Raw genomic sequence first — 19,967 nt, forward strand, 5'->3', positions numbered from 1 at the left:
AACGAGGGTGGTGACCGAACCCTTGTCCGGATCCGCCGCAATCGCCTCGAAGCCGCCGCCGGTGATCTCGCCGACCGAGATGGTGATGCTTTCCGAGCCCTCGGCCAGTGCGTCGTCGATCGTGCTCTGGTCGAAGTCGACCGAACTCTGCCCGGCCGGAATGGTGACCGAGGTGACGGCGGTGTAGTCCGAACCGTCCGTGGCGGTGCCGGAGTAGGTGAGCTTGATGGTGACGTCAGTCGCGGCCGGCTGGCTCAGCGAGACGGTGAACTTGGCCGTCTCACCCTCGGTGACCGAGCCGGAAGCCGGGCCGGTGATCGAGACCAGACAGGTGTCCTCGGCGCCCGGCGTGCCGCCGCCCGGGCCGCCGACATCATCGGTAACGAGGGTGGTGACCGAACCCTTGTCCGGATCCGCCGCAATCGCCTCGAAGCCGCCGCCGGTGATCTCGCCGACCGAGATGGTGATGCTTTCCGAGCCCTCGGCCAGTGCGTCGTCGATCGTGCTCAGGTCGAAGTCGACCGAACTCTGTCCGGCCGGAATGGTGACCGAGGTGACGGCGGTGTAGTCCGAGCCGTCGGTGGCGGTGCCGGAGTAGGTGAGCTTGATGGTGACGTCGGTGGCTGCCGGCTGGCTCAGCGAGACGGTGAACTTGGCTGTCTCGCCCTCAGTGACCGAGCCGGAAGCCGGGCCGGTGATCGAGACCAGACAGGTGTCCTCAGCTCCAGGCGTGCCGCCGTCCTTGCCTCCGACATCATCGGTAACGAGGGTGATGACCGAACCCTTGGCCGGATCCGCCGCAATCGCCTCGAAGCCACCGCCGGTGATCTCGCCGACCGAGATGGTGATGCTTTCCGAGCCTTCGGCCAGCGCGTCGTCGATCGTGCTCAGATCAAATTCGACCGAACTCTGCCCGGCCGGAATGGTGACCGAGGTGACGGCGGTGTAGTCCGAGCCGTCGGTGGCGGTGCCGGAGTAGGTGAGCTTGACGGTGACGTCGGTGGCGGCAGGCTGGCTCAGCGAGACGGTGAACTTTGCGGTCTCGCCCTCGGTGATCGCGCCGGAAGCCGGGCCCACCAAGCCGACGAAAACCGTGCTGCTGGCCACGGGGTCATCTGCCGGCGTGTCCGTTTCAAGATCAGGCTCGTCCGAGGCGCTGGCGATGCTGATCTCTGTGTTCTCGATCTCGCCGAGGGTGCCGGCTTGCTCGTAGGCGAACTGGTATTCCTGCGGCGTGACCACCTCGATGATGCGGTCGACCACCACGCCGGGTTGCAGGCTGCCCTCGCTGCCGCCCAGGCCGGCGCCGGGGGCGATGTCGATCTCGCCGTTGTCCAGGCTGGCGATCAGCTGGTCGAGTCCGTCGCCCTTCCCGGGACGGGCATTGGTGGCCACGGCCGTGCCGCCGAGACTGATCTCGACGACGCCGTTCTGTGCCGTCAGCAGCACGTCGCCTTTCGTGACCACGTCGCCGAGCTGCAGCGTGCGGGCGCCGCCGTCGTCCTGGCGCATGACCGCATCGCCCCACAGCCCGACGACGATGCCGGCCGGCAGCCGGCTCGGCACGTAATGGATGTTCAGCTGCGGCATGTCGCGGACGGCGCTCGACGGGGCGGCAGAGCTGGACGGGGGCTGGGAGGCGGGCATGGGGAGCCTTTCGACGGTCGCGACATCACGGAGGCGCACGTGGAGTGCGCCTCGCCGATATCGGAGGCGTCAGACAGGCTCTTGAGTCGTCGTGCCGGCGCGCGAAAAGCCGGCCGGCAGGCGAGGCGGGCCGCGCTTCAGTCGGCTGGCACGAAGCGGTCGACCTCGTCGCTGATCAGGCCGTCGATGCCCAGCTCGATCAGCTCGCCGGCGCGGCCGGGGTCGTTGACGGTGTAGGCCAGCACGCGCAGGCCGTCGCGGTGCAGGCGTCCGATCAGCTCCGGCGTGATCGCCGATTGTTCGAGCACCATCGCGCTGCAGCCCAGGCGCTCGGCGATGTCGATGCAGTCGGGCCACAGCGTCTCGACCAGCAGTGCGCGCGGCAGCTCCGGCGCGGCCTCGCGCGCTGCGGCCAGCGCCTCGGGTCGGAAGGAACTCAGCAGCGGCCACACGGCCTGCTCGTCATGGACCGCCTCGCCCCACAGGCGTCGCACCGCCTGCGCGACCAGCCGGCCGGTGCGCTCCTCGTCACCCGGCGCGGGCTTGAGCTCGATGTTCAGCGCATGGCCGTTGCGCAGGATGAAGGCGGCGATGCCGTCGAGGCTCGGCAGCGGCTCGCCGGCGAAGATGCGTCCGTGCCAGCCGCCGGCATCCAGCAGCGACAGCTCGGCCCAGTCCAGCTCGAGGGCGGCGCCGGCCGCGTCGGTGGTGCGCTCGAGCGTGTCGTCGTGCAGCAGGAAGGGCAGGCCGTCGGCGCTGAGGCGCACGTCGCACTCGAAGGCACGCCAGCCCAGGCTGGCGCCCAGGCGCATCGCGGCCAGCGTGTTCTCCGGGGCGTGCCGGCCCGCACCCCGGTGCGCGAACCACAGCGGATAGGGCCAGGGTCGGGCCGGCGTGGCGGGCTCGGCTTCGTCGTCGGGCGTCAGGTCGTGATGCAGGCTGCTCATCGTGCTCCCCTCGTGCGTGCCTACCTGTGGACGGGCGGATGCCCCCTCCAAGATTGCGCCGCGGCGATGTCGGGGTCAAGACAGCTTTTCGTGGCAGGCCGGCCACGGGGCCTGCGGACGGGAAAGGACGTGCCGCGGCGGGCAAAACAGCTGCTGCGGTAGGATTGCCGGTCCTGCGCGCGCCTCGCGCTGCTGCCTTCGCGGCCCCATGAACGCACCGCTCCCTCCCAATCCGCTGCTCCAGTCCGTCGGCCAGGACCTCGATCCTGCCCATGCCGAACCTCGCCTGCGCGAGATTCCGTACAACTACACCTCCTTCTCGGACCGGGAAATCATCATCCGCCTGCTGGGCCCGCGCGCCTGGGAGCTGGCCGACCAGCTGCGTGGCGAGCGTCGCACCGGCCGCTCCGCGCGCATGCTCTACGAGGTGCTGGGCGACATCTGGGTGGTGCAGCGCAACCCCTATCTCGAAGACGATCTGATCGACAACCCGAAGCGGCGCGAGAACCTCATCGAGGCCTTGCACCACCGCCTCGCCGAGGTCGAGAAGCGCCGCACGCCGGGCGTCGACCCAGGCCGCGACGCGCTGGTCGGCGAGCTGATGGCGATGGCGCGCGGCGCGGTCGAGCGTTTCGCCGAGCGTTTCCGCCAGGTGTACGACCTGCGCCAGCGCACGAAGAAGGTGCTGGGCCGCCACACCCGCGCCGACAACCTGAAGTTCGACGGCCTGAGCCGCGTGGCCCATGTCACCGACGCCACCGACTGGCGCGTCGAGTACCCCTTCGTCGTGCTGACGCCCGACACCGAGGCCGAGATGGCCGCGCTGGTGGCCGGCTGCGTCGAGCTGGGCCTGACCATCATCCCGCGCGGAGGCGGCACCGGCTACACCGGCGGCGCCGTGCCGCTGACCTGGAAGAGCGCGGTGATCAACACCGAGAAGCTCGAGCAGATGACCGAGGTCGAGTTCGTCGACCTGCCGGGCCTGTCGCACAAGGTGCCGACGATCTGGACCGGCGCCGGCGTGGTCACGCAGCGCGTGGCCGATGCGGCCGAGCGCGGCGGCCATGTCTTCGCGGTCGATCCGACCTCGGCCGAGGCCTCGTGCATCGGCGGTAACATCGCGATGAACGCCGGCGGCAAGAAGGCGGTGCTGTGGGGCACGGCGCTGGACAACCTGGCCAGCTGGCGCATGGTCACGCCCGAGGCCAAGTGGCTGGAGGTCACCCGCCTGAACCACAACCTCGGCAAGATCCACGATGTCGAGGTGGCCAGCTTCGAGCTGAAGTACTTCGATGCCTCGGGCCGCACGCTCGAGCGCACCGAGCGGCTCGACATCCCGGGCCGCATCTTCCGCAAGGAAGGCCTGGGCAAGGATGTCACCGACAAGTTCCTCGCCGGCCTGCCCGGCATCCAGAAGGAAGGCTGCGACGGCCTGATCACCTCGGCGCGCTGGGTGGTGCACCGCATGCCGGCGCACACCCGCACCGTCTGCCTGGAGTTCTTCGGCAACCCGAAGGACTGCGTGCCCTCGATCGTCGAGATCAAGGACTTCATGTTCGGCGAGATGAAGAAGCCGGGCGGCGCGATCCTGGCCGGCCTTGAGCATCTCGACGACCGCTACCTGAAGGCGGTCGGCTACGCGACCAAGAGCAAGCGCGGCGGCACGCCGAAGATGGTGCTGATCGGCGACATCGTCGGCGACGACGAGGACGCGGTCGCGCGCGCCACCAGCGAGGTGGTGCGCCTGGCCAACGGCCGCTCGGGCGAGGGCTTCATCGCCATCTCGGCCGATGCGCGCAAGAAGTTCTGGCTCGACCGCAAGCGCACCGCCGCCATCTCGAAGCACACCAACGCGTTCAAGGTCAACGAGGACGTGGTGATTCCGCTCGAGCGCATGGGCGAGTACACGCTGGGCATCGAGCGCATCAACATCGAGCTGTCGCTGCGCAACAAGATCGCGCTGCTCGACCGGCTGGAGCAGTTCTTCCTGGCCGGCAACCTGCCGCTGGGCAAGACCGACGATGCCAGCGAGATCCCCAGCGCCGAGCTGCTGGGCGACCGGGTGCAGCGCGCACTGGCGCTGCTGCGCGAGCTGCGCGCGCAGTGGCAGCAGTGGCGGGACGGCCTCGATGTGGTGCAGCCCGATACCGGCCGCAGCTTCTTCGAGCAGATCCAGGACAACACGCTGCGCGCGTCGTGGAAGACGCAGATCCTGAAGGTCTTCCAGCAGCAGCTCTTCGCCGGCGCGGCCTTCGCGCCGCTGATTGAGGCCTGCAGGAAGATCCACAAGGAGGTGCTGCGCGGGCGCGTCTGGGTGGCGCTGCACATGCACGCCGGCGACGGCAATGTGCACACCAACATCCCGGTCAACTCCGACAACTACGAGATGCTGCAGACGGCGCACGAGGCGGTCGCACGCATCATGGTGCTGGCGCGCAGCCTCGACGGCGTGATCTCCGGCGAGCACGGCATCGGCATCACCAAGCTGGAGTTCCTGACCGACGCCGAGCTGGCCAACTTCGCCGCCTACAAGGCGAAGGTCGATCCGGAGGGCCGCTTCAACAAGGGCAAGCTGCTGCGCTCGCAGGACCGGGTCACCGACCTGGGCGCCGACACCCGCGCCGCCGACCTCAGCGAGGCCTACACGCCCAGCTTCGGCCTGATGACGCATGAGTCGCTGATCATGCAGCAGAGCGACATCGGCGACATCGCCGCGTCGGTCAAGGACTGCCTGCGCTGCGGCAAGTGCAAGCCGGTGTGCGCCACGCATGTGCCGCGCGCCAACCTGCTCTACAGCCCGCGCAACAAGATCCTGGGCACCTCGCTGCTGATCGAGGCCTTCCTGTACGAGGAGCAGACCCGCCGCGGCGTCAGCCTCAAGCACTGGGAGGAATTCGAGGACGTCGCCGACCACTGCACCGTCTGCCACAAGTGCTTCACGCCGTGCCCGGTCAAGATCGACTTCGGCGACGTGACGATGAACATGCGCAACCTGCTGCGCAAGATGGGCAAGAAGAGCTTCCGGCCGGGCAACGCCGCCGCGATGCTGATGCTCAACGCCACGAACCCGGAAACCATCAAGATCGCCCGCTCGGCGATGGTGGGCGTCGGCATGAAGGCGCAGCGCCTGGCGCATGACGTGCTCAAGCTGGCCTCGAAGAAGCAGACCAGCGCGCCGCCGGCGACGGTGGGTGCCGCTCCGATCAAGGAGCAGATCATCCACTTCGTCAACAAGAAGATGCCCGGCGGCCTGCCGAAGAAGACCGCACGCGCGCTGCTCGACATCGAGGATCGCGACTACGTGCCGATCATCCGCGACCCGAAGGCGACCACTGCCGAGACCGAGGCGGTGTTCTATTTCCCGGGATGCGGCTCGGAGCGGCTGTTCAGCCAGGTCGGCCTGGCCACGCAGGCGATGCTCTGGCATGCCGGCGTGCAGACGGTGCTGCCGCCGGGCTATCTGTGCTGCGGCTACCCGCAGCGCGGCTCCGGCCAGTTCGACAAGGCCGAGCAGATGATCACCGACAACCGGGTGCTGTTCCACCGGGTGGCCAACACGCTGAACTACCTCGACATCAAGACGGTGGTGGTCTCGTGCGGCACCTGCTACGACCAGTTGCAGGGCTACCAGTTCGACAAGATCTTCCCCGGCTGCCGCATCATCGACATCCACGAGTACCTGTTGGAAAAAGGCATCACGCTGCAGGGTAAAGGTAACTTCATGTACCACGATCCCTGCCACACGCCGATGAAGCTGCAGGATCCGATGAAGACGGTCAAGGCGCTGGTGGGCGACGGCGTGGTCAAGTCCGAGCGCTGCTGCGGCGAGTCGGGCACGCTGGGCGTGACCCGGCCCGACATCTCGACGCAGATCCGCTTCCGCAAGGAAGAAGAGATCCGCAAGGCGGAGTCGACGCTGCGTGCCCAGGGCACCCAGGGCGATCTGAAGATCCTGACCTCCTGCCCGAGCTGCCTGCAGGGCCTGTCGCGCTATGGCGACGATCTGCAGAACGGTCTGCTCGAGGCCGACTACATCGTCGTCGAGATGGCGCGCCAGATCCTGGGCGAGAACTGGATGCCGGACTATGTGGCGCGGGCCAACGCCGGCGGCATCGAGCGGGTGCTTGTCTGAGGCCTCGCTGATCCTTGTCATGGGACAAGGTGAGCGGCGTGGCTGCGCTGGCACGCCAGTGGGCCGGACAGGCCCGTCGTCGCGGATAATCGCCCGGATCCGCCGCCTTCTCCGCGGCTTCTTCCGGACGAATCCCCGATGACCCACCCGACCGCCGCCCCCCAGCCCACCGCCCTGACGCTGCACCAGCAGTCGCGCGTGCTGGAGATCGGCTTCGATGACGGCCAGCTCTTCCGTCTGCCCTTCGAGCTGCTGCGCGTCTATTCGCCCTCTGCCGAGGTGCGTGGCCATGGCCCCGGCCAGGAGGTGCTGCAGACCGGCAAGCGCGAGGTCGGCATCGTCGACCTGCAGCTGGTCGGCCACTACGCCATCCAGCCGGTCTTCAGCGACGGCCATGACAGCGGTCTCTACACCTGGGAGATGCTGCACGATCTGGGCATGCGCCAGCAGGCGCTGTGGCAGGACTATCTCGATCGCCTGGATGCGGCCGGCGTCGACCGCGATGCACCGATGCAGAGCGCCGCGCCCGCGGGTGGTGCCTGCGCCTCCCATGGCCACTGAGTTTCCGGTGCGTTCGGCCGGGCACGCAAGCTGCTCCATTTCCGCCCCGACATTTTCCTGCCCATGAGCGATACCCACTTCGGCTTCAAGACCGTCGACGAGCAGAACAAGGCACGCATGGTGCGCGGCGTGTTCGACTCGGTCGCGGCCCGCTACGACCTGATGAACGACCTGATGTCGGGCGGCATGCACCGGCTCTGGAAGGCCTACACCCTGGCGGTGTCGGGCGTCCGCGAAGGCCACCAGGTGCTCGACATCGCCGGAGGCACCGGTGACCTGAGCCGCGCCTTTGCGCGCAAGGTCGGCCGCAGCGGCTGCGTGGTGCACACCGACATCAACGAGGCGATGCTGAGCCGTGGCCGCGACCGCCTGGTCGACGAGGGCCTGTCCCTGCCGACGGTGCTGTGCGATGCCGAGAAGCTGCCCTTTCCCGAGGCGCGCTTCGACATCGTCTCGGTCGCCTTCGGCCTGCGCAACATGACGCACAAGGATGCGGCGCTGGCCGAGATGTGCCGGGTGCTCAAGCCGGGCGGCAAGCTGATGGTGCTGGAGTTCTCCAAGGTGGCCGCGCCGCTCGAGAAGGTCTATGACTGGTACTCCTTCAGCGTGCTGCCTAGGCTGGGCCGGATGGTGGCCGGCGACGCCGAGAGCTACCGCTATCTGGCCGAGTCGATCCGCATGCATCCCGGCCAGGCCGAGCTGAAGGCGATGATGAAGACCGCCGGCTTCGGCCATGTCGATGTGCACAACCTGACCGGCGGGGTGGTGGCCCTGCATGTCGGGCTGAAGTGCTGACCTCCGGCCGAGGGGGTGCCTGAAGTGCGCAAATCACATCTTTGCGTGACGGTATGTATCGGGCGCGGCTTGCGGAATTACTTCTTTTGCCATATCGGGGCATTCCTGCAAACTGAAGACACATGCTGATTTGTACGCATCTGTTGACGCAGTTGGTACAAGTCTTCACTCTCACGTCAATACGTCACACAATCGTGCTCCAGTCTCCCCTGCATGGGGGAATGAGGGCGCCTGTGCATCAGGTGTCAGGGAGCCAGGGTCGAAAATCAGGGGGTCAGCAATGATGGCTCCAGTCCTGCGCAAGTGACGCGAGACGCATTGCCAGTGTTTTGCCAAGGGGGCTGTCAGAATGTTTCGAGTTTTCCAGCACCGATCGTCGGGAACGCACTTCGTCGAGCTGTTCGCTGACGGTCTGCTGTGCTTCATCGCTGCGCTGCTGTCGGCGGCCACGCTGGCCAGTCCGCTGCCCGGCGTCAGTCCGCTGACCCAGATCATCACGCCGACCATCCTGCTGGTCGCCTTTTCCTTTGCGCTGGTGATGGCGCTGCTCTATTCCTTCGTCGGACTCTATCGGCACCGCAATCTCGGTCTGGTTCCGATGGTCCTGCGCATCGGTTTTGCGTTTCTCGTCGGGGGTTACATCACTTACCTGACGCTGAAATACATCAGCTATGACGGTTACGCCGGCAGCCTGGTCGGATATTCGCTGGTGTATCTGCTGGTCGGCCTGATGCTCTACCGGGGCGTGGCGTGGGTGGTCCGCCAGGCCGTGGGCACCCGCCGCGTGCTGATCGTCGGCACCGGCCCGGATGCCCGTCAGGTGTGCACCGACCTGCGCGCCGGCGGCCAGTGGGCCGGCTACGACGTGGTCGGCTTTTACCCGACCACCGAACAGACCGACCGCGCCGCGCTGCGTGGTGCCGCCCATGTGTTCGACGCCCGCCAGAAGCTGGTCGATCTGGTGCGCGAGCACCGCATCAACGAGATCATCGTGGCGGTGCGCGAGCAGCGCGGCGGCGGCGTGCCGATGAACGATCTGCTCGAGTGCCGCATCGGCGGCGTGCCGATCATGGATCTGGCCTACTTCTACGAGCGCACCAAGGCCGAGGTGCCGGTCGACAGCCTGAAGGCCAGCTGGCTGGTCTATGGCGACGGCTTCGTCCAGGGCCATGCCCGCGAGCTGACCAAGCGCCTGTTCGACATCGTCAGCTCCTCGGTGCTGCTGATCCTGGGCGCGCCGGTCATGCTGATGACCGCGCTGATGATCAAGCTCGACAGTCCTGGCCCGATCCTCTACATGCAGGAGCGTGTCGGCCTGGGCGGCAAGGGCTTCATGTGCATCAAGTTCCGCAGCATGCGCACCGACGCCGAGAAGGATGGCGTCGCTCGCTGGGCCTCCAAGAACGATTCGCGCATCACCCGCGTCGGCGCCTTCATCCGCAAGACCCGCATCGACGAGCTGCCTCAGCTCTTCAGCGTGCTGCGCGGCGAGATGAGCATGGTGGGCCCGCGTCCGGAGCGCCCGTCCTTCGTCGCCCAGCTGCGCGAGCAGATTCCCTACTACGACCTGCGCCACACGGTGAAGCCGGGCCTGACCGGCTGGGCCCAGGTCCGCTATGCCTACGGCGCCTCGCTCGAGGACGCCCGCAAGAAGCATCAGTTCGACCTGTACTACGTCAAGAACAACTCGCTGCTGCTGGATCTGCAGGTGCTGATCGAGACGGTGAGCGTGGTGCTGTTCCGCGAGGGGGCGCACTGAGCACATCGAACATGTCGTGCACGCCACAGTCGCCGGGCCTGGCCTGAGGGCCTGCGGGACGACAGAAGCTCCAGACCAGAGGACAGCGCACGGAATGCTTTCGTGCGCTGTTCGTGCTTCAAGGCGTGTTCATTTTTATCATTTTCATGATCTGCCCGATGCGCGTGAATGCGCGGGTCATGAATGCTGTTCATGATGATGAACTTGTAAGGAATTCTTGCGCTGCAGCGGTACGATCGGGTTGCGTGCCGCGCGGAGACCGCAGGGTGCTGGAATGATCAAGAGAGGATTTCGCATGAGGATCGAAACGAGCCGTCTGTCGCGTGCGGCCGCCTTGCTGCTGGCGTCGGTGATGGCGGTCGGCACCCTGTCGGGCTGCGGCAGCATCGGTCGCCATCCGCCGGCGCCGAAGTCGGCGGAGACGCCGGATCACCGCTACAAGATCGGTCCGCTGGACACGCTCAACATCGTCGTCTGGCGCAACCCCGAGCTGTCGGCGACCGTCACGGTGCGCCCGGATGGCCGCATCTCGACGCCGCTGGTCGAGGATCTGCAGGCCTCGGGCAAGAACCCGTACGACCTGTCGCGCGAGATCGAGAAGGAGCTGAGCAAGGTCATCCGCGACCCGGTGGTCACGGTGGTGGTCGGCTCCTTCCAGGGCGTCTACAGCGAGCAGATCCGCATCGTCGGCGAGGCCGCGCGTCCGCAGAGCGTCGCCTTCCGCCAGAACATGAGCCTGCTCGACGTGATGATCCAGTCCGGCGGACTGACCGACTTCGCCGACGGCAATGCCGCGGTGCTGGTGCGTGGCGCCGAGGGGGGCAAGCAGTACAGCATCCGCCTGAAGGATCTGCTCAAGCGCGGCGACATCTCGGCCAACGTCGATGTGAAGCCCGGCGACATCATCATCGTGCCGCAGAGCTGGTTCTGAGCACGCCTGCCAAGCACGTGGCCGTGTCCGTCGCGCCGCCCGCCTGCTGCGGGGGCCCGGACCGGTCAGAACTGACGATTACAGGTAGACAGCCGGTATGAACGATTTCACCCGACAGGCTGCGATCCTGGCCGCGAGCGTCTGGCGACACCGCTGGACCGCCGTGGCCGTGGCATGGCTGGTGGCCATCCTGGGCGCGCTGGTGGTCATGGTGGTGCCCGAGCGCCGCGAGGCCCGCGCCAGCATCTATGTCGACACCCAGACGGTGCTGCGGCCGATGATGGTCGGTCTGGCCTTCCAGCCCGACATCGACCAGCAGGTCCGCATGCTGGGCCGCACGCTGATCTCGCGCCCGAACGTCGAGCGTCTGGTCAACAACCCCACGATCGGTCTCGAGAAGGTCGATCCCTCGCAGGTCGACTCGCAGATCGAGACCCTGATGAAGACCATCAAGGTGGTCCAGACCGGGGGCAACAACCTCTACGCGATCAGCTACCGCGATGTCGATGGCGAGCGTGCCCGGCGTCTGGTCGAGGGGCTGGTGGCGCTGTTCATGGAGAGTGGCGTCGACTCCAAGCGCAAGGACTCCGCCGAGGCCAGCCGCTTCATCGACGAGCAGATCACCGCCTACGAATCCAAGCTGACCGAGGCCGAGAACCGGCTGAAGGAATTCAAGCTGAAGAACATGAACGTCGCCTCGACGCAGACGCAGGACTTCTTCGGCCGCATCCAGTCGATGACCGACGAGGTCAACCGCCTGAAGGTGCAGCTCAGCGCCGCCGAGCGCTCTCGCGACGCGATCCGGCGCGATCTTGAGTCCGAGGAGCCGCAGCTGCCGATGGGCGCCGCCTCGGCGGTCTCGCTGACGCCGGATCTCGACGAGCGCATTCGCACCCTGAAGCGCCAGCTCGACGACATGGAGCGTCGCTTCACCGACAACCATCCGGATGTGCGAACCACCCGCCGCATGATCGGCGAGCTCGAGCAGAGCCGCCGCGACGAGCTGGCCCGCCTGCAGGCCGAGAATCCGAAGCGCCGTGCCGCCGCGACCAACCCGGTCTACCAGCGCCTGCGCAACAACCTGTCGGATGCCGAGGCCAGCGTGGCGTCGCTGCGCGGCCAGCTCGAGGCCCAGGTCGCCCGCCTCGAGGAGATCCGCTCGCAGGCCAACCAGGTGCCGCAGGCCGAGGCCGAGCTGGCCCAGCTCAACCGCGACTACGAGATCATGCGTCGCAACTACGATCAGCTGGTGCAGCGCCGCGAGGCCGCCTCGCTGGGCGTGAAGATCGACCAGACCTCGTCGATGGCCGACTTCCGCCTGATCGAGCCGCCGCGCATCCTGCCCTCGCCGGTCTTCCCCGGCAAGCTGCAGATGGCCGCCGGCGTGATGCTGCTGGCCCTGCTGGCCGGCGGGGCGGTGGCCTATGCGATGACGCTGCTCAATCCGACCTTCTCGAGCGAGCGCGAGCTGCGCGAGTTCACCAAGCGTCCGGTGCTCGGCAGCCTGACCAAGATCGAGGATCCGCGCGATCGTGACCTGCAGCGCCAGGACCGCATGAAGCTGGCCGGCGTGATGGGCCTGTTCCTGCTGGCCAATGTCGGCTGGATGGCCTGGATCTCGACACGCACCGCGAGCTGAGGAGTCCCCAGATGAACACGATCGAGCAGGCCGCCAAGCGGCTCGCTGAACTCAAGCGTGCCGGCTACGACGTGCCGGTGCCCGATGTCCCGGGCACGGCGGCGGCGCAGCCGGCGCCTGCCGCGGCTGCGGTGCCGCCGGCAGCTCCGGTCGCACCGGCTGTGGTGGCTCCGGTCCCCGCGCCTGCCTCTGCACCTGCACCGGTGTCGGCCGCCACGCTGCCGACGGTGCGCAGTGCCCAGGTCGAGATGCTGCCCACCGCCGGCCGGCGCTCCCGCGAGGTCCGCCTGGATCTGGAGCGGCTCGAGCGCGAAGGCTACCTGGTGCCCTCGCAGGCCCGCTCGCAGCTGGCCGAGCAGATGCGCATCATCAAGCGCCCGCTGCTGGCCAACGCCCGCGGCGAGTCGGCGCAGCAGATCTCGCGCGCCAACCTGATCCAGGTGGTCAGCGCGATGCCGGGCGAAGGCAAGACCTTCTTCGCGGTCAACCTCGCGATGAGCATCGCGATGGAGGTCGACCTGTCGGTGCTGCTGGTCGATGCCGACGTGCTGCGCCCTTCGGTGCTGGCGCGCTGCGGCGTCGAGCCTTCGCGCGGCCTGATGGACGTGCTGAAGACGCCCTCGCTCGATCTGGCCGACGTGATGCTGCGCACCAATGTGCCCAAGCTGACCCTGCTGCCGGCCGGCACCGCCAACTCCCAGTCGACCGAGCTGCTGGCCAGCACGGCGATGGAGCGGCTGCTCGACGAGCTGGCCTCGCGCTTCCCGGATCGCATCATCGTCTTCGATGCGCCGCCGCTGATCCCGACCACCGAGTCGCGCGTGCTGGCCTCGCGGGTCGGCCAGGTGGTGATGGTGGTCGAGGCCGGCAAGACCACCCATGCGCAGGTGACCCAGGCCTATGCCGCGGTCGAGCAATGCCCGGTGGTGCTTTCGGTGCTGAACCGCGCCAGCGGCAACTCGGGCGAGGCTTATGGCTATTACTACGCCTCGTGAGCGGCTGAAGCTCCTTCGACCGGCGCCGGTCGCGCTGCTGGCGACCGCGCTGCTGGGCGTGGCCCTGCCGCTGCAGGCCCAGCCGGTCGATGCGGCGGCAGCCGCTGCCGCCGGGGGCGCTGGGGCGGTTCCTGCCTCGCGGGCCACCCAGATCACCACACCCGATCCGCTGCAGGGCCTGGCCGGGCCGGGCGCGGCGCCGATGCCGGCGGCCGCCTCCGCACCGGCGCGCGGCTGGCGCGTCGCGCCGGCGGTCAAGGCGGTGGTCAACGCGACCAACAATGTCGGGCTGCAGTCGAGCGACCGCGCCTACGGCATCGTCACGACGGTCACGCCGCAGCTGCAGCTGCTGGGCACCGGTCCGGACTACCGCCTGAACGGCAACCTCGCGGCCGATCTGGTCACCTATCTCGGCCGGATCGGCACCGACCGCATCTTTCCCCGCGGTCAGATCACGCTCAACACCCGGCTGGTCGACCGGCTGTTCTTCGTCGATGCCGAGCTGGGGGCCGACACCACCTCGTCGACCCCCTTCGACCTGATCGGCGATGGCACGACCGTCTACACCGGCAGCAATACCGTCACCCGCCAGCGCCTGAGTCCCTACATCGACCGGGAGCTGTCGCCGACCTCGCGGCTGGTCGCGCGCAGCGACAACACCTGGTCGCAGGGCAACGGCACCGGCACGGCGGCCGCGCAAGGGGCGGACGCCGATGCGCATGTGCGCACCGACACGGTCCGCTTCGACGAGCGCCCGCTTCCGGCGGGCATGCGGGCCGAATACAACCGCCAGGCCACCCGCTACCGCGACGGCGGCAGCGGTCTGGTGCTGGCGACCGGCCGGCTGTCGCTGCTGTATGCACCCGATCCGGTGCTGACGCTCGGCCTGACCGGCGGCACGGATTCGGCCAACTACGGCACCAACCAGGTCAGCGAGACGCTGCGTGGCGTGGCGCTGCGCTGGGCACCCTCGGAGCGCACCGTGTTCGACTCGCTGGTCGAGAAGCGCTTCTTCGGCACCGGCTGGAATGCCGCGCTGACCCACCGTTCGCCCTTCATGGCGCTGTCGGTGGCGGCGACGCGCCAGGCCTCGACCTTCGCGTCGCGGCTGGGCACGCTGCAGGCCGGCGGCGATGTCGCCTCGATGATCGATGCGATGCTGCAGACCCGCATTCTCGACGAGGCCACCCGCCAGGCGGCGGTGCAGGACCTGATCGCCAAGCGCGGCCTGAGCAGCTCGCTGGGCGGACCGGTCGACCTGTACTCGCGCACGGTGCAGATCCAGCAGGGCCTGAACGTGACGCTCGCGCTGGTGGGCGTGCGCCACACCGTGACGATGCGGATCTACCAGACGAAGCTCGAGGACTACCGCGGCGCCACCGAGGATGCCAACAGCGTGCTCGGCCTGGCCAGCGACTCCATCCAGCGCGGCATGACGATCAGCCTGGGGCGGCGTCTCGATCCGGACACCACCGCCACGGTCACGCTGACCCGTGCACGCGCCGAGGGCATCGGCGCGAACGCCTCGCTGGGCACCCGCAGCGGAACCATCCTCCGGCTCGGTCTCTCTCATGCCCTGTCACCCCGCACGACGGTCACCGGCGCACTGAGACACCAGAACGGCTCGACCTCCCTCGTCGGCAACGACGCCAGCGAGACCGGCCTGTCGGCCGGCGTGCTGCACCGCTTCTGACGGCCGGACGACGGCCAGCTCCACGATGTACGAATCCCACTTCGGTTTCAGCGGCCCGCCCTTCCAGCTCAACCCGGATCCGGCGTTCTACTTCAACAGCCGCGGCCACGGCCGCGCGCTGGCCTACCTGCAGTACGGCGTCGCGCAGGCCGAGGGCTTCGTCGTCATCACCGGCGAGATCGGCGCGGGCAAGACCACGCTGGTGCGCATGCTGCTCGACGGGCTGGACCGCCAGAAGGTGCTGCCGGCGCAGATCGTCAGCACCCAGCTGGAGTCGGGCGAGCTGCTGCAGTCGATCATCACCGCCTTCGGCATTCCGTCGCAGGCCAGCAGCTCCAAGGCGCACCTGATCGCGACGCTGGAGGCCTTCCTGACCGCGCTGGCGGCGCAGGGGCGCCATGCGCTGCTGATCGTCGACGAGGCGCAGAACCTCGACCCGCGCGCGGTCGAGGAACTGCGCATGCTGTCGAACTTCCAGCTCGGCAACCATGCGCTGCTGCAGAGCTTCCTGGTCGGCCAGCCGGAGCTGCGCCGCCTGCTCGAGTCGCCGACGATGGAGCAGCTGCGCCAGCGCGTGACCGCGTCCTGCCACCTCGGGCCGCTGACGCTCGCGGAGGCGCGCGACTATGTCGAGCACCGGCTGCGCCATGTCGGCTGGGACGGCCGCCGTCCGGCCTTCGCCGACTCCGCCTTCGACAGCCTGTTCCGCTGGTCCGGCGGCGTGCCGCGGCGCCTGAACCGCCTGGCCAACCGCTCGCTGCTGGCGGCCTTCCTCGACGGCGTCGACACCCTCGATGCCGATCTGGTCGAGCGCACCGCCGCCGAGCTGCGCAGCGAGATCGGCGAGGGCGACCTGACGCCGGTCGAACCGCTGGCGGCTCCGTCGGCGGGGGCCGTGCCTGCGCCGGCCCCCATTCCGGTCGCCGAACCGGTGGCGCCCCCGTCGGCACCGGTGCTGCAGTTCATCGCGCCGCCGGCTCCGGTTCCAGTGCCGAGCCCGACGCCGATGCCCGAGCCTGCACCGACAGCTGAGGCGCCCGCATCCGCCGCGATCGAGCTGGACGCGCGTGCACGTGACTCGCTCGAGCGCGAGCCGCTGCCCCGCATGGCGCTGCCGGCGGCCCGTCTGCAGGCGCTCACCTCCGCGATCCGCGCCGCACGCAGCCATGCCGACGGCCTGCTGGCGCGCCGCGCCAGCCGCGACGTCATGCTCTGCCTGGCCGACAGCACCAGCGCCGCGCTGAAGTTCGCCGCGCTGGCCGAGGCGATGGCCGAGATCGGACGTGCGCCGCGCATGGTGCTGGTCAGCCTGGGGCCGCTGCCGCTGGTCTGGCCGTGGCATGGCATGGGCCGGGTGCTGCCCGCGCTCGAGGTCGGCCTGGATCTCGAATGGGTGCCGGGCGACATCGAGCAGAGCCTGTCGCGCATGGTCGAGGGCCTGGGCCAGTTCATCGAGGAATTCGAGCCGATGGCGGTTCTGAGCCTGGGCTCGAGCGACGCGATGACCGCCTGCTGCCTGGCCGCGCACCAGCGTGGCCTGCCGCTGCTGCGGCTGGAGGCGGGCATTCGCGCCACCGGCCCGCAGGCCTGGAACGCGACGATGATCGAGCAGGCGTCCGACGTGCTGTTCGTGCCGGGCGAGGCCGCCCCGATGGGCCAGCTGCGCCGTCAGGGCCTGCAGCCGGACCGGCTGTTCTGCGTGCCCGACCGACTCGAGGCCGATGCGCTGGCGCGGCTGTGGCCGGAGGTGCCGGCGCCGTCCGGAGCCTGTCTGCGCAACGGCCTGCCGATGTATTTCGGGCCGACCTGGTCGGTCAACGGCGTCGAAGGCGAGTCCTTCATGCTGGTGGTGGTCTCGCTGCTGGGTCATCCGGCCGAGGCGGCGCGCCGTCTGGTCGATGCGCTGCTGGGCGCGGGCGGCTCGATGCGCCAGCTGTGGCTGATCGACGCGCCGACCCGCGAGGCCCTCCAGACGCTGCTGGCGCAGGACGCCACGCTCGACGGTCCGGTGCTGCTGATGCCCTCCAGCGGACCGCGCCCGGCCGGCCTGCGCGAGCGCATCGATGCGGCGCGGCTGCTGTGCTGCGAGATCGGCTCGCTGACCGAGCAGCTCGGCCTGCTGTGCGGTGCCAGTGCCACGCTGGTCGAGGAGGGCCATGTGCTGGCCGATGCGGCCGCGCAGCTGGGCATCTCGCTGGCCGGGGTCGATCTGTCGCGCGGCGTGCTGCTGGGGGCGATGCCGGACGGCCCCGCATCCGAGTCGCCGCTGGAGGCCGCCGCCTTGTCGGCCCTGCTGGGGCTGGATGGCCGCATCATGCAGCCGGCCGGACCGGTCGAGCCGGTGAGCGCCTCGGGTGCCTCGGTCGAGATCGCCAGCCATCTGCAGGCCTGGATCGACCGGCTGATGTCGGACCGCGACGGACCGCTGCAGCCGGCCGCCTGAGGCGGCCGGGCCTGCCGGCTCAGCTCAGCAGCGCCTGCGCGAACTCGCGGGCGCTGAAGGTCTGCAGATCCTCCAGCTTCTCTCCGACGCCGATGAAGTAGACCGGCACCGCCGGCTTGCCCTGCGCGACGCGCTCGCGCACCCACAGCGCGATGGCCGCCAGCACGCCGCCCTTGGCGGTGCCGTCGAGCTTGGTGACGATCAGGCCGGTCAGGCCGATCGCCTCGTCGAAGGCCTTGACCTGGGTGAAGGCGTTCTGGCCGGTGTTGCCGTCGACCACCAGCAGCACCTCGTGCGGCGCGCCCTCCATCGCGCGGCCCAGCGTGCGGCGGATCTTGCGCAGCTCGTCCATCAGGTGCAGCTGCGTGGCCAGCCGGCCGGCGGTGTCGGCGATGACCACGTCGCAGCCGCGCGCCTTGCCGGCCGAGACCGCGTCGAAGCAGACGGCGGCCGGATCGCCGCCTTCCTGGCTGACGATCTCGACGCGGTTGCGGTCCGCCCAGACCGCCAGCTGCTCGCGCGCGGCGGCGCGGAAGGTGTCGGCCGCCGCCAGCAGCACCTTGCCGTCCTGCTCGGCCAGATGGCGGGTGAGCTTGCCGATGCTGGTGGTCTTGCCCGCGCCGTTGACGCCGGCGACCATCATCACGGTAGGCTGGGTCGCGCCGATCTGCAGTGAGCCTTCCAGCGGCGCGAGCAGCTCGGCCAGCACCTCGGCCAGCAGCGCCTTCACGCCGGCCGGATCGGTGCAGCGTGTGTCCTTGACGCGCTTCTTCAGCTCCTCGAGCAGGTATTCGGTGGCGCCCACGCCGGCGTCGGCCATCAGCAGCGCGGCCTCGAGTTCCTCGTAGAGCGCGTCGTCGATCTTCGTGCCGGTGAAGACCTGGGCGATGCTGGAGCCGGTGCGCTGCAGCCCGGCCTTGAGCTTCTGCAGCCAGGAGCTGCGTGCGGCCGGGGCCGGTGCGGGCTCGGGCGCGGCGACAGGTGCCGGCAGGCTGGCCGATGCCGGTGCAGGTGAGGGCAGGGCAGCGGGCGACTCGGCGGTCGGGCTGTCCTGCGCAAGCTCCGGTGCGGGTTCCGGAGCCGGAGACGACGAGAAGAGCTTGCGACGGAGGAAACTGAACATGCGGGCGGAGGCCGGTTGAGGGGCCGGCAGGGAGTCGGGCGGGGCCGGTGCCGGCGCCGCGCGAGGCGGGCAGCAGACGGCCGCAGGATGATGGTCCGATTGTAGGCAGCCCGCCTGACTAGAATGCCGCCCGTGTCCAGAAATCATCCCGACCGCCGTGCGCCGGCCTCGCCGCACGCCCCCCGCGCTTCCCGTGCCGACAGTGGCGCGCCTGGCGAGATCCGTCTGATCGGCGGCCGCTGGAAGCGCACCCGGCTGCCGGTGCTGGCCGAGCCCGGTCTGCGCCCGACGCCCGACCGGGTGCGCGAGACGCTGTTCAACTGGCTCGGCCAGGATCTCTCGGGCTGGCGGGTGCTCGATGCCTTCGCCGGCACCGGCGCGCTCGGCTTCGAGGCGGCCTCGCGCGGCGCGGTCGAGGTGGTGCTGCTGGAGCAGGCGCCGCGTGCGGCCGCGCAGCTGCAGCAGGCCGCCGTGCGGCTCGGCGCGACGATGGTCGAGGTGCGGCGCACCGACGCGCTGGCCTGGATGGCGGGGGCGTCCGCCGGGCATTTCGATCTGGTGCTGCTCGATCCGCCCTTCGGCGCCGACCTGTTCGATCGCGCGCTGCAGGCCGCGCTGCGGCTGCTGGGCGAGGGCGGCTGGATCTATCTGGAGGCCGATCGGCCCTTCGACGAGTCCGCCTGCGCGGCCCTGGGGCTGACGCTGCACCGTCATGGCCGCGCCGGCATGGTGCATTATCATCTTCTGAAACTGCACCCCTGAAGCGTCCGCTCCGGAGCCCGTCTTGACCCCCGCGATCCAGCAACTCACCGCGATCTATCCCGGCACCTTCGACCCGATGACCCTGGGTCACCAGGACCTGATGCGTCGCGCCAGCCGGCTGTTCAGCCGGCTGATCGTGGCGGTCGCCGCCGGCCACCACAAGCGCACGATGTTCACGCTCGAGGAGCGCCTGGAGATCGCCCAGGAGCTGGCCCAGCCCTACGGCAATGTCGAGGTGGTCGCCTTCCGCGGCCTGCTGCGCAACTTCGTCGTCGAGAACGGCGGCAAGGTGGTGGTGCGCGGCCTGCGCGCGGTCAGCGACTTCGAGTACGAGTTCCAGATGGCGGGCATGAACCGCCAGCTCATGCCCGAGGTCGAGACGCTGTTCCTGACGCCGAGCGACCAGTACCAGTTCGTCAGCGGCACCTTCGTGCGCGAGATCGCGATGCTCGGCGGCGATGTGTCGAAGTTCGTCGCGCCGTCGGTGCTGGCGCGCCTGCAGCAGCGGGTCGCGGCCGGCCCGCGCGACTGAACCGACGG

14 protein-coding genes are annotated in these 19,967 nt (G+C 69.1%); 11 read left to right on the forward strand and 3 right to left on the reverse strand.

Annotation, left to right across the window (positions count from 1 at the left end):
* Together HZU84_RS15725 and ugpQ are read right to left on the reverse strand one after the other, a co-directional pair.
* Positions 1-1,590 (reverse strand): immunoglobulin-like domain-containing protein (locus HZU84_RS15725; RefSeq protein ID WP_310734048.1); only part of this gene is annotated, 1,590 nt, incomplete at its 3' end.
* Between the two features lie 194 nt (positions 1,591-1,784).
* Positions 1,785-2,594 carry a glycerophosphodiester phosphodiesterase gene (ugpQ, locus tag HZU84_RS15730; protein WP_149502494.1) on the reverse strand — a complete coding sequence of 270 codons (810 nt, stop codon included), beginning with the start codon at positions 2,592-2,594 and terminating at the stop codon, positions 1,785-1,787.
* Between the two features lie 208 nt (positions 2,595-2,802).
* Between ugpQ and HZU84_RS15735 the strand changes: the two genes are divergently transcribed.
* The 9 genes from HZU84_RS15735 to HZU84_RS15775 all read left to right on the forward strand — a co-directional run bounded on the left by HZU84_RS15735 (position 2,803) and on the right by HZU84_RS15775 (position 17,542).
* Positions 2,803-6,726: a DUF3683 domain-containing protein gene (locus tag HZU84_RS15735; RefSeq protein WP_149502495.1), complete on the forward strand. Its 3,924-nt coding sequence runs from the start codon at positions 2,803-2,805 to the stop codon at positions 6,724-6,726.
* Positions 6,727-6,864: 138 nt separating this feature from the next.
* Complete coding sequence (locus HZU84_RS15740) at positions 6,865-7,287, forward strand: gamma-butyrobetaine hydroxylase family protein (protein WP_149502496.1); 423 nt, start codon at positions 6,865-6,867, stop codon at positions 7,285-7,287.
* Positions 7,288-7,350: 63 nt separating this feature from the next.
* Positions 7,351-8,082: a bifunctional demethylmenaquinone methyltransferase/2-methoxy-6-polyprenyl-1,4-benzoquinol methylase UbiE gene (ubiE, locus tag HZU84_RS15745; protein WP_149502497.1), complete on the forward strand. Its 732-nt coding sequence runs from the start codon at positions 7,351-7,353 to the stop codon at positions 8,080-8,082.
* Between the two features lie 349 nt (positions 8,083-8,431).
* The gene (locus HZU84_RS15750; RefSeq protein WP_149502498.1) at positions 8,432-9,841 is read left to right on the forward strand and encodes a TIGR03013 family XrtA/PEP-CTERM system glycosyltransferase; all 1,410 of its coding nucleotides are present in this window, start codon (positions 8,432-8,434) and stop codon (positions 9,839-9,841) included.
* Between the two features lie 295 nt (positions 9,842-10,136).
* Positions 10,137-10,772, forward strand: coding sequence for an XrtA/PEP-CTERM system exopolysaccharide export protein (locus HZU84_RS15755; RefSeq protein ID WP_149502499.1), 636 nt, complete (start codon positions 10,137-10,139; stop codon positions 10,770-10,772).
* Between the two features lie 97 nt (positions 10,773-10,869).
* Positions 10,870-12,411, forward strand: coding sequence for an XrtA system polysaccharide chain length determinant (locus HZU84_RS15760; RefSeq protein WP_149502500.1), 1,542 nt, complete (start codon positions 10,870-10,872; stop codon positions 12,409-12,411).
* Between the two features lie 11 nt (positions 12,412-12,422).
* Positions 12,423-13,406 (forward strand): XrtA-associated tyrosine autokinase, encoded by a 984-nt coding sequence (locus HZU84_RS15765; protein ID WP_149502501.1) that lies wholly within the window; start codon positions 12,423-12,425, stop codon positions 13,404-13,406.
* Positions 13,384-15,099, forward strand: coding sequence for a TIGR03016 family PEP-CTERM system-associated outer membrane protein (locus HZU84_RS15770; RefSeq protein WP_149502502.1), 1,716 nt, complete (start codon positions 13,384-13,386; stop codon positions 15,097-15,099). Before HZU84_RS15765 ends, HZU84_RS15770 begins: the two co-directional genes overlap by 23 nt.
* Before the next feature lie 25 nt (positions 15,100-15,124).
* Positions 15,125-17,542: an XrtA/PEP-CTERM system-associated ATPase gene (locus tag HZU84_RS15775; protein ID WP_149502503.1), complete on the forward strand. Its 2,418-nt coding sequence runs from the start codon at positions 15,125-15,127 to the stop codon at positions 17,540-17,542.
* 19 nt (positions 17,543-17,561) lie between these two features.
* Here the strand turns inward: HZU84_RS15775 and ftsY are convergent, their stop codons facing one another.
* Positions 17,562-18,665, reverse strand: coding sequence for a signal recognition particle-docking protein FtsY (ftsY, locus tag HZU84_RS15780; RefSeq protein WP_149502504.1), 1,104 nt, complete (start codon positions 18,663-18,665; stop codon positions 17,562-17,564).
* A 123-nt stretch (positions 18,666-18,788) separates the two neighbouring features.
* On the opposite strand from ftsY, the gene rsmD reads away from it, so the two are divergent.
* On the forward strand, positions 18,789-19,427 hold the full coding sequence (gene rsmD, locus HZU84_RS15785; RefSeq protein ID WP_149502505.1) for a 16S rRNA (guanine(966)-N(2))-methyltransferase RsmD: 639 nt from the start codon (positions 18,789-18,791) through the stop codon (positions 19,425-19,427).
* Between the two features lie 22 nt (positions 19,428-19,449).
* Positions 19,450-19,959 carry a pantetheine-phosphate adenylyltransferase gene (gene coaD / locus HZU84_RS15790; RefSeq protein WP_076458432.1) on the forward strand — a complete coding sequence of 170 codons (510 nt, stop codon included), beginning with the start codon at positions 19,450-19,452 and terminating at the stop codon, positions 19,957-19,959.
* Positions 19,960-19,967 lie beyond the last annotated feature (8 nt).

Origin of the sequence: Sphaerotilus sulfidivorans (genome assembly GCF_013426975.1) — a bacterium.
Classification (GTDB): Bacteria; Pseudomonadota; Gammaproteobacteria; order Burkholderiales; family Burkholderiaceae_C; genus Sphaerotilus; species Sphaerotilus sulfidivorans.

Excerpts from the sequence above, each read along its gene's own strand:
- ubiE (WP_149502497.1), top strand. The coding sequence starts at position 7,351 with ATGAGCGATACCCACTTCGGCTTCAAGACCGTCGACGAGCAGAACAAG.
- HZU84_RS15760 (WP_149502500.1), top strand. The coding sequence starts at position 10,870 with ATGAACGATTTCACCCGACAGGCTGCGATCCTGGCCGCGAGCGTCTGG.
- rsmD (WP_149502505.1), top strand. The coding sequence starts at position 18,789 with ATGCCGCCCGTGTCCAGAAATCATCCCGACCGCCGTGCGCCGGCCTCG.
- HZU84_RS15765 (WP_149502501.1), top strand. The coding sequence starts at position 12,423 with ATGAACACGATCGAGCAGGCCGCCAAGCGGCTCGCTGAACTCAAGCGT.
- HZU84_RS15775 (WP_149502503.1), top strand. The coding sequence starts at position 15,125 with ATGTACGAATCCCACTTCGGTTTCAGCGGCCCGCCCTTCCAGCTCAAC.
- ugpQ (WP_149502494.1), bottom strand. The coding sequence starts at position 2,594 with ATGAGCAGCCTGCATCACGACCTGACGCCCGACGACGAAGCCGAGCCC.
- HZU84_RS15740 (WP_149502496.1), top strand. The coding sequence starts at position 6,865 with ATGACCCACCCGACCGCCGCCCCCCAGCCCACCGCCCTGACGCTGCAC.
- HZU84_RS15750 (WP_149502498.1), top strand. The coding sequence starts at position 8,432 with ATGTTTCGAGTTTTCCAGCACCGATCGTCGGGAACGCACTTCGTCGAG.
- ftsY (WP_149502504.1), bottom strand. The coding sequence starts at position 18,665 with ATGTTCAGTTTCCTCCGTCGCAAGCTCTTCTCGTCGTCTCCGGCTCCG.
- HZU84_RS15755 (WP_149502499.1), top strand. The coding sequence starts at position 10,137 with ATGAGGATCGAAACGAGCCGTCTGTCGCGTGCGGCCGCCTTGCTGCTG.
- HZU84_RS15735 (WP_149502495.1), top strand. The coding sequence starts at position 2,803 with ATGAACGCACCGCTCCCTCCCAATCCGCTGCTCCAGTCCGTCGGCCAG.
- HZU84_RS15770 (WP_149502502.1), top strand. The coding sequence starts at position 13,384 with ATGGCTATTACTACGCCTCGTGAGCGGCTGAAGCTCCTTCGACCGGCG.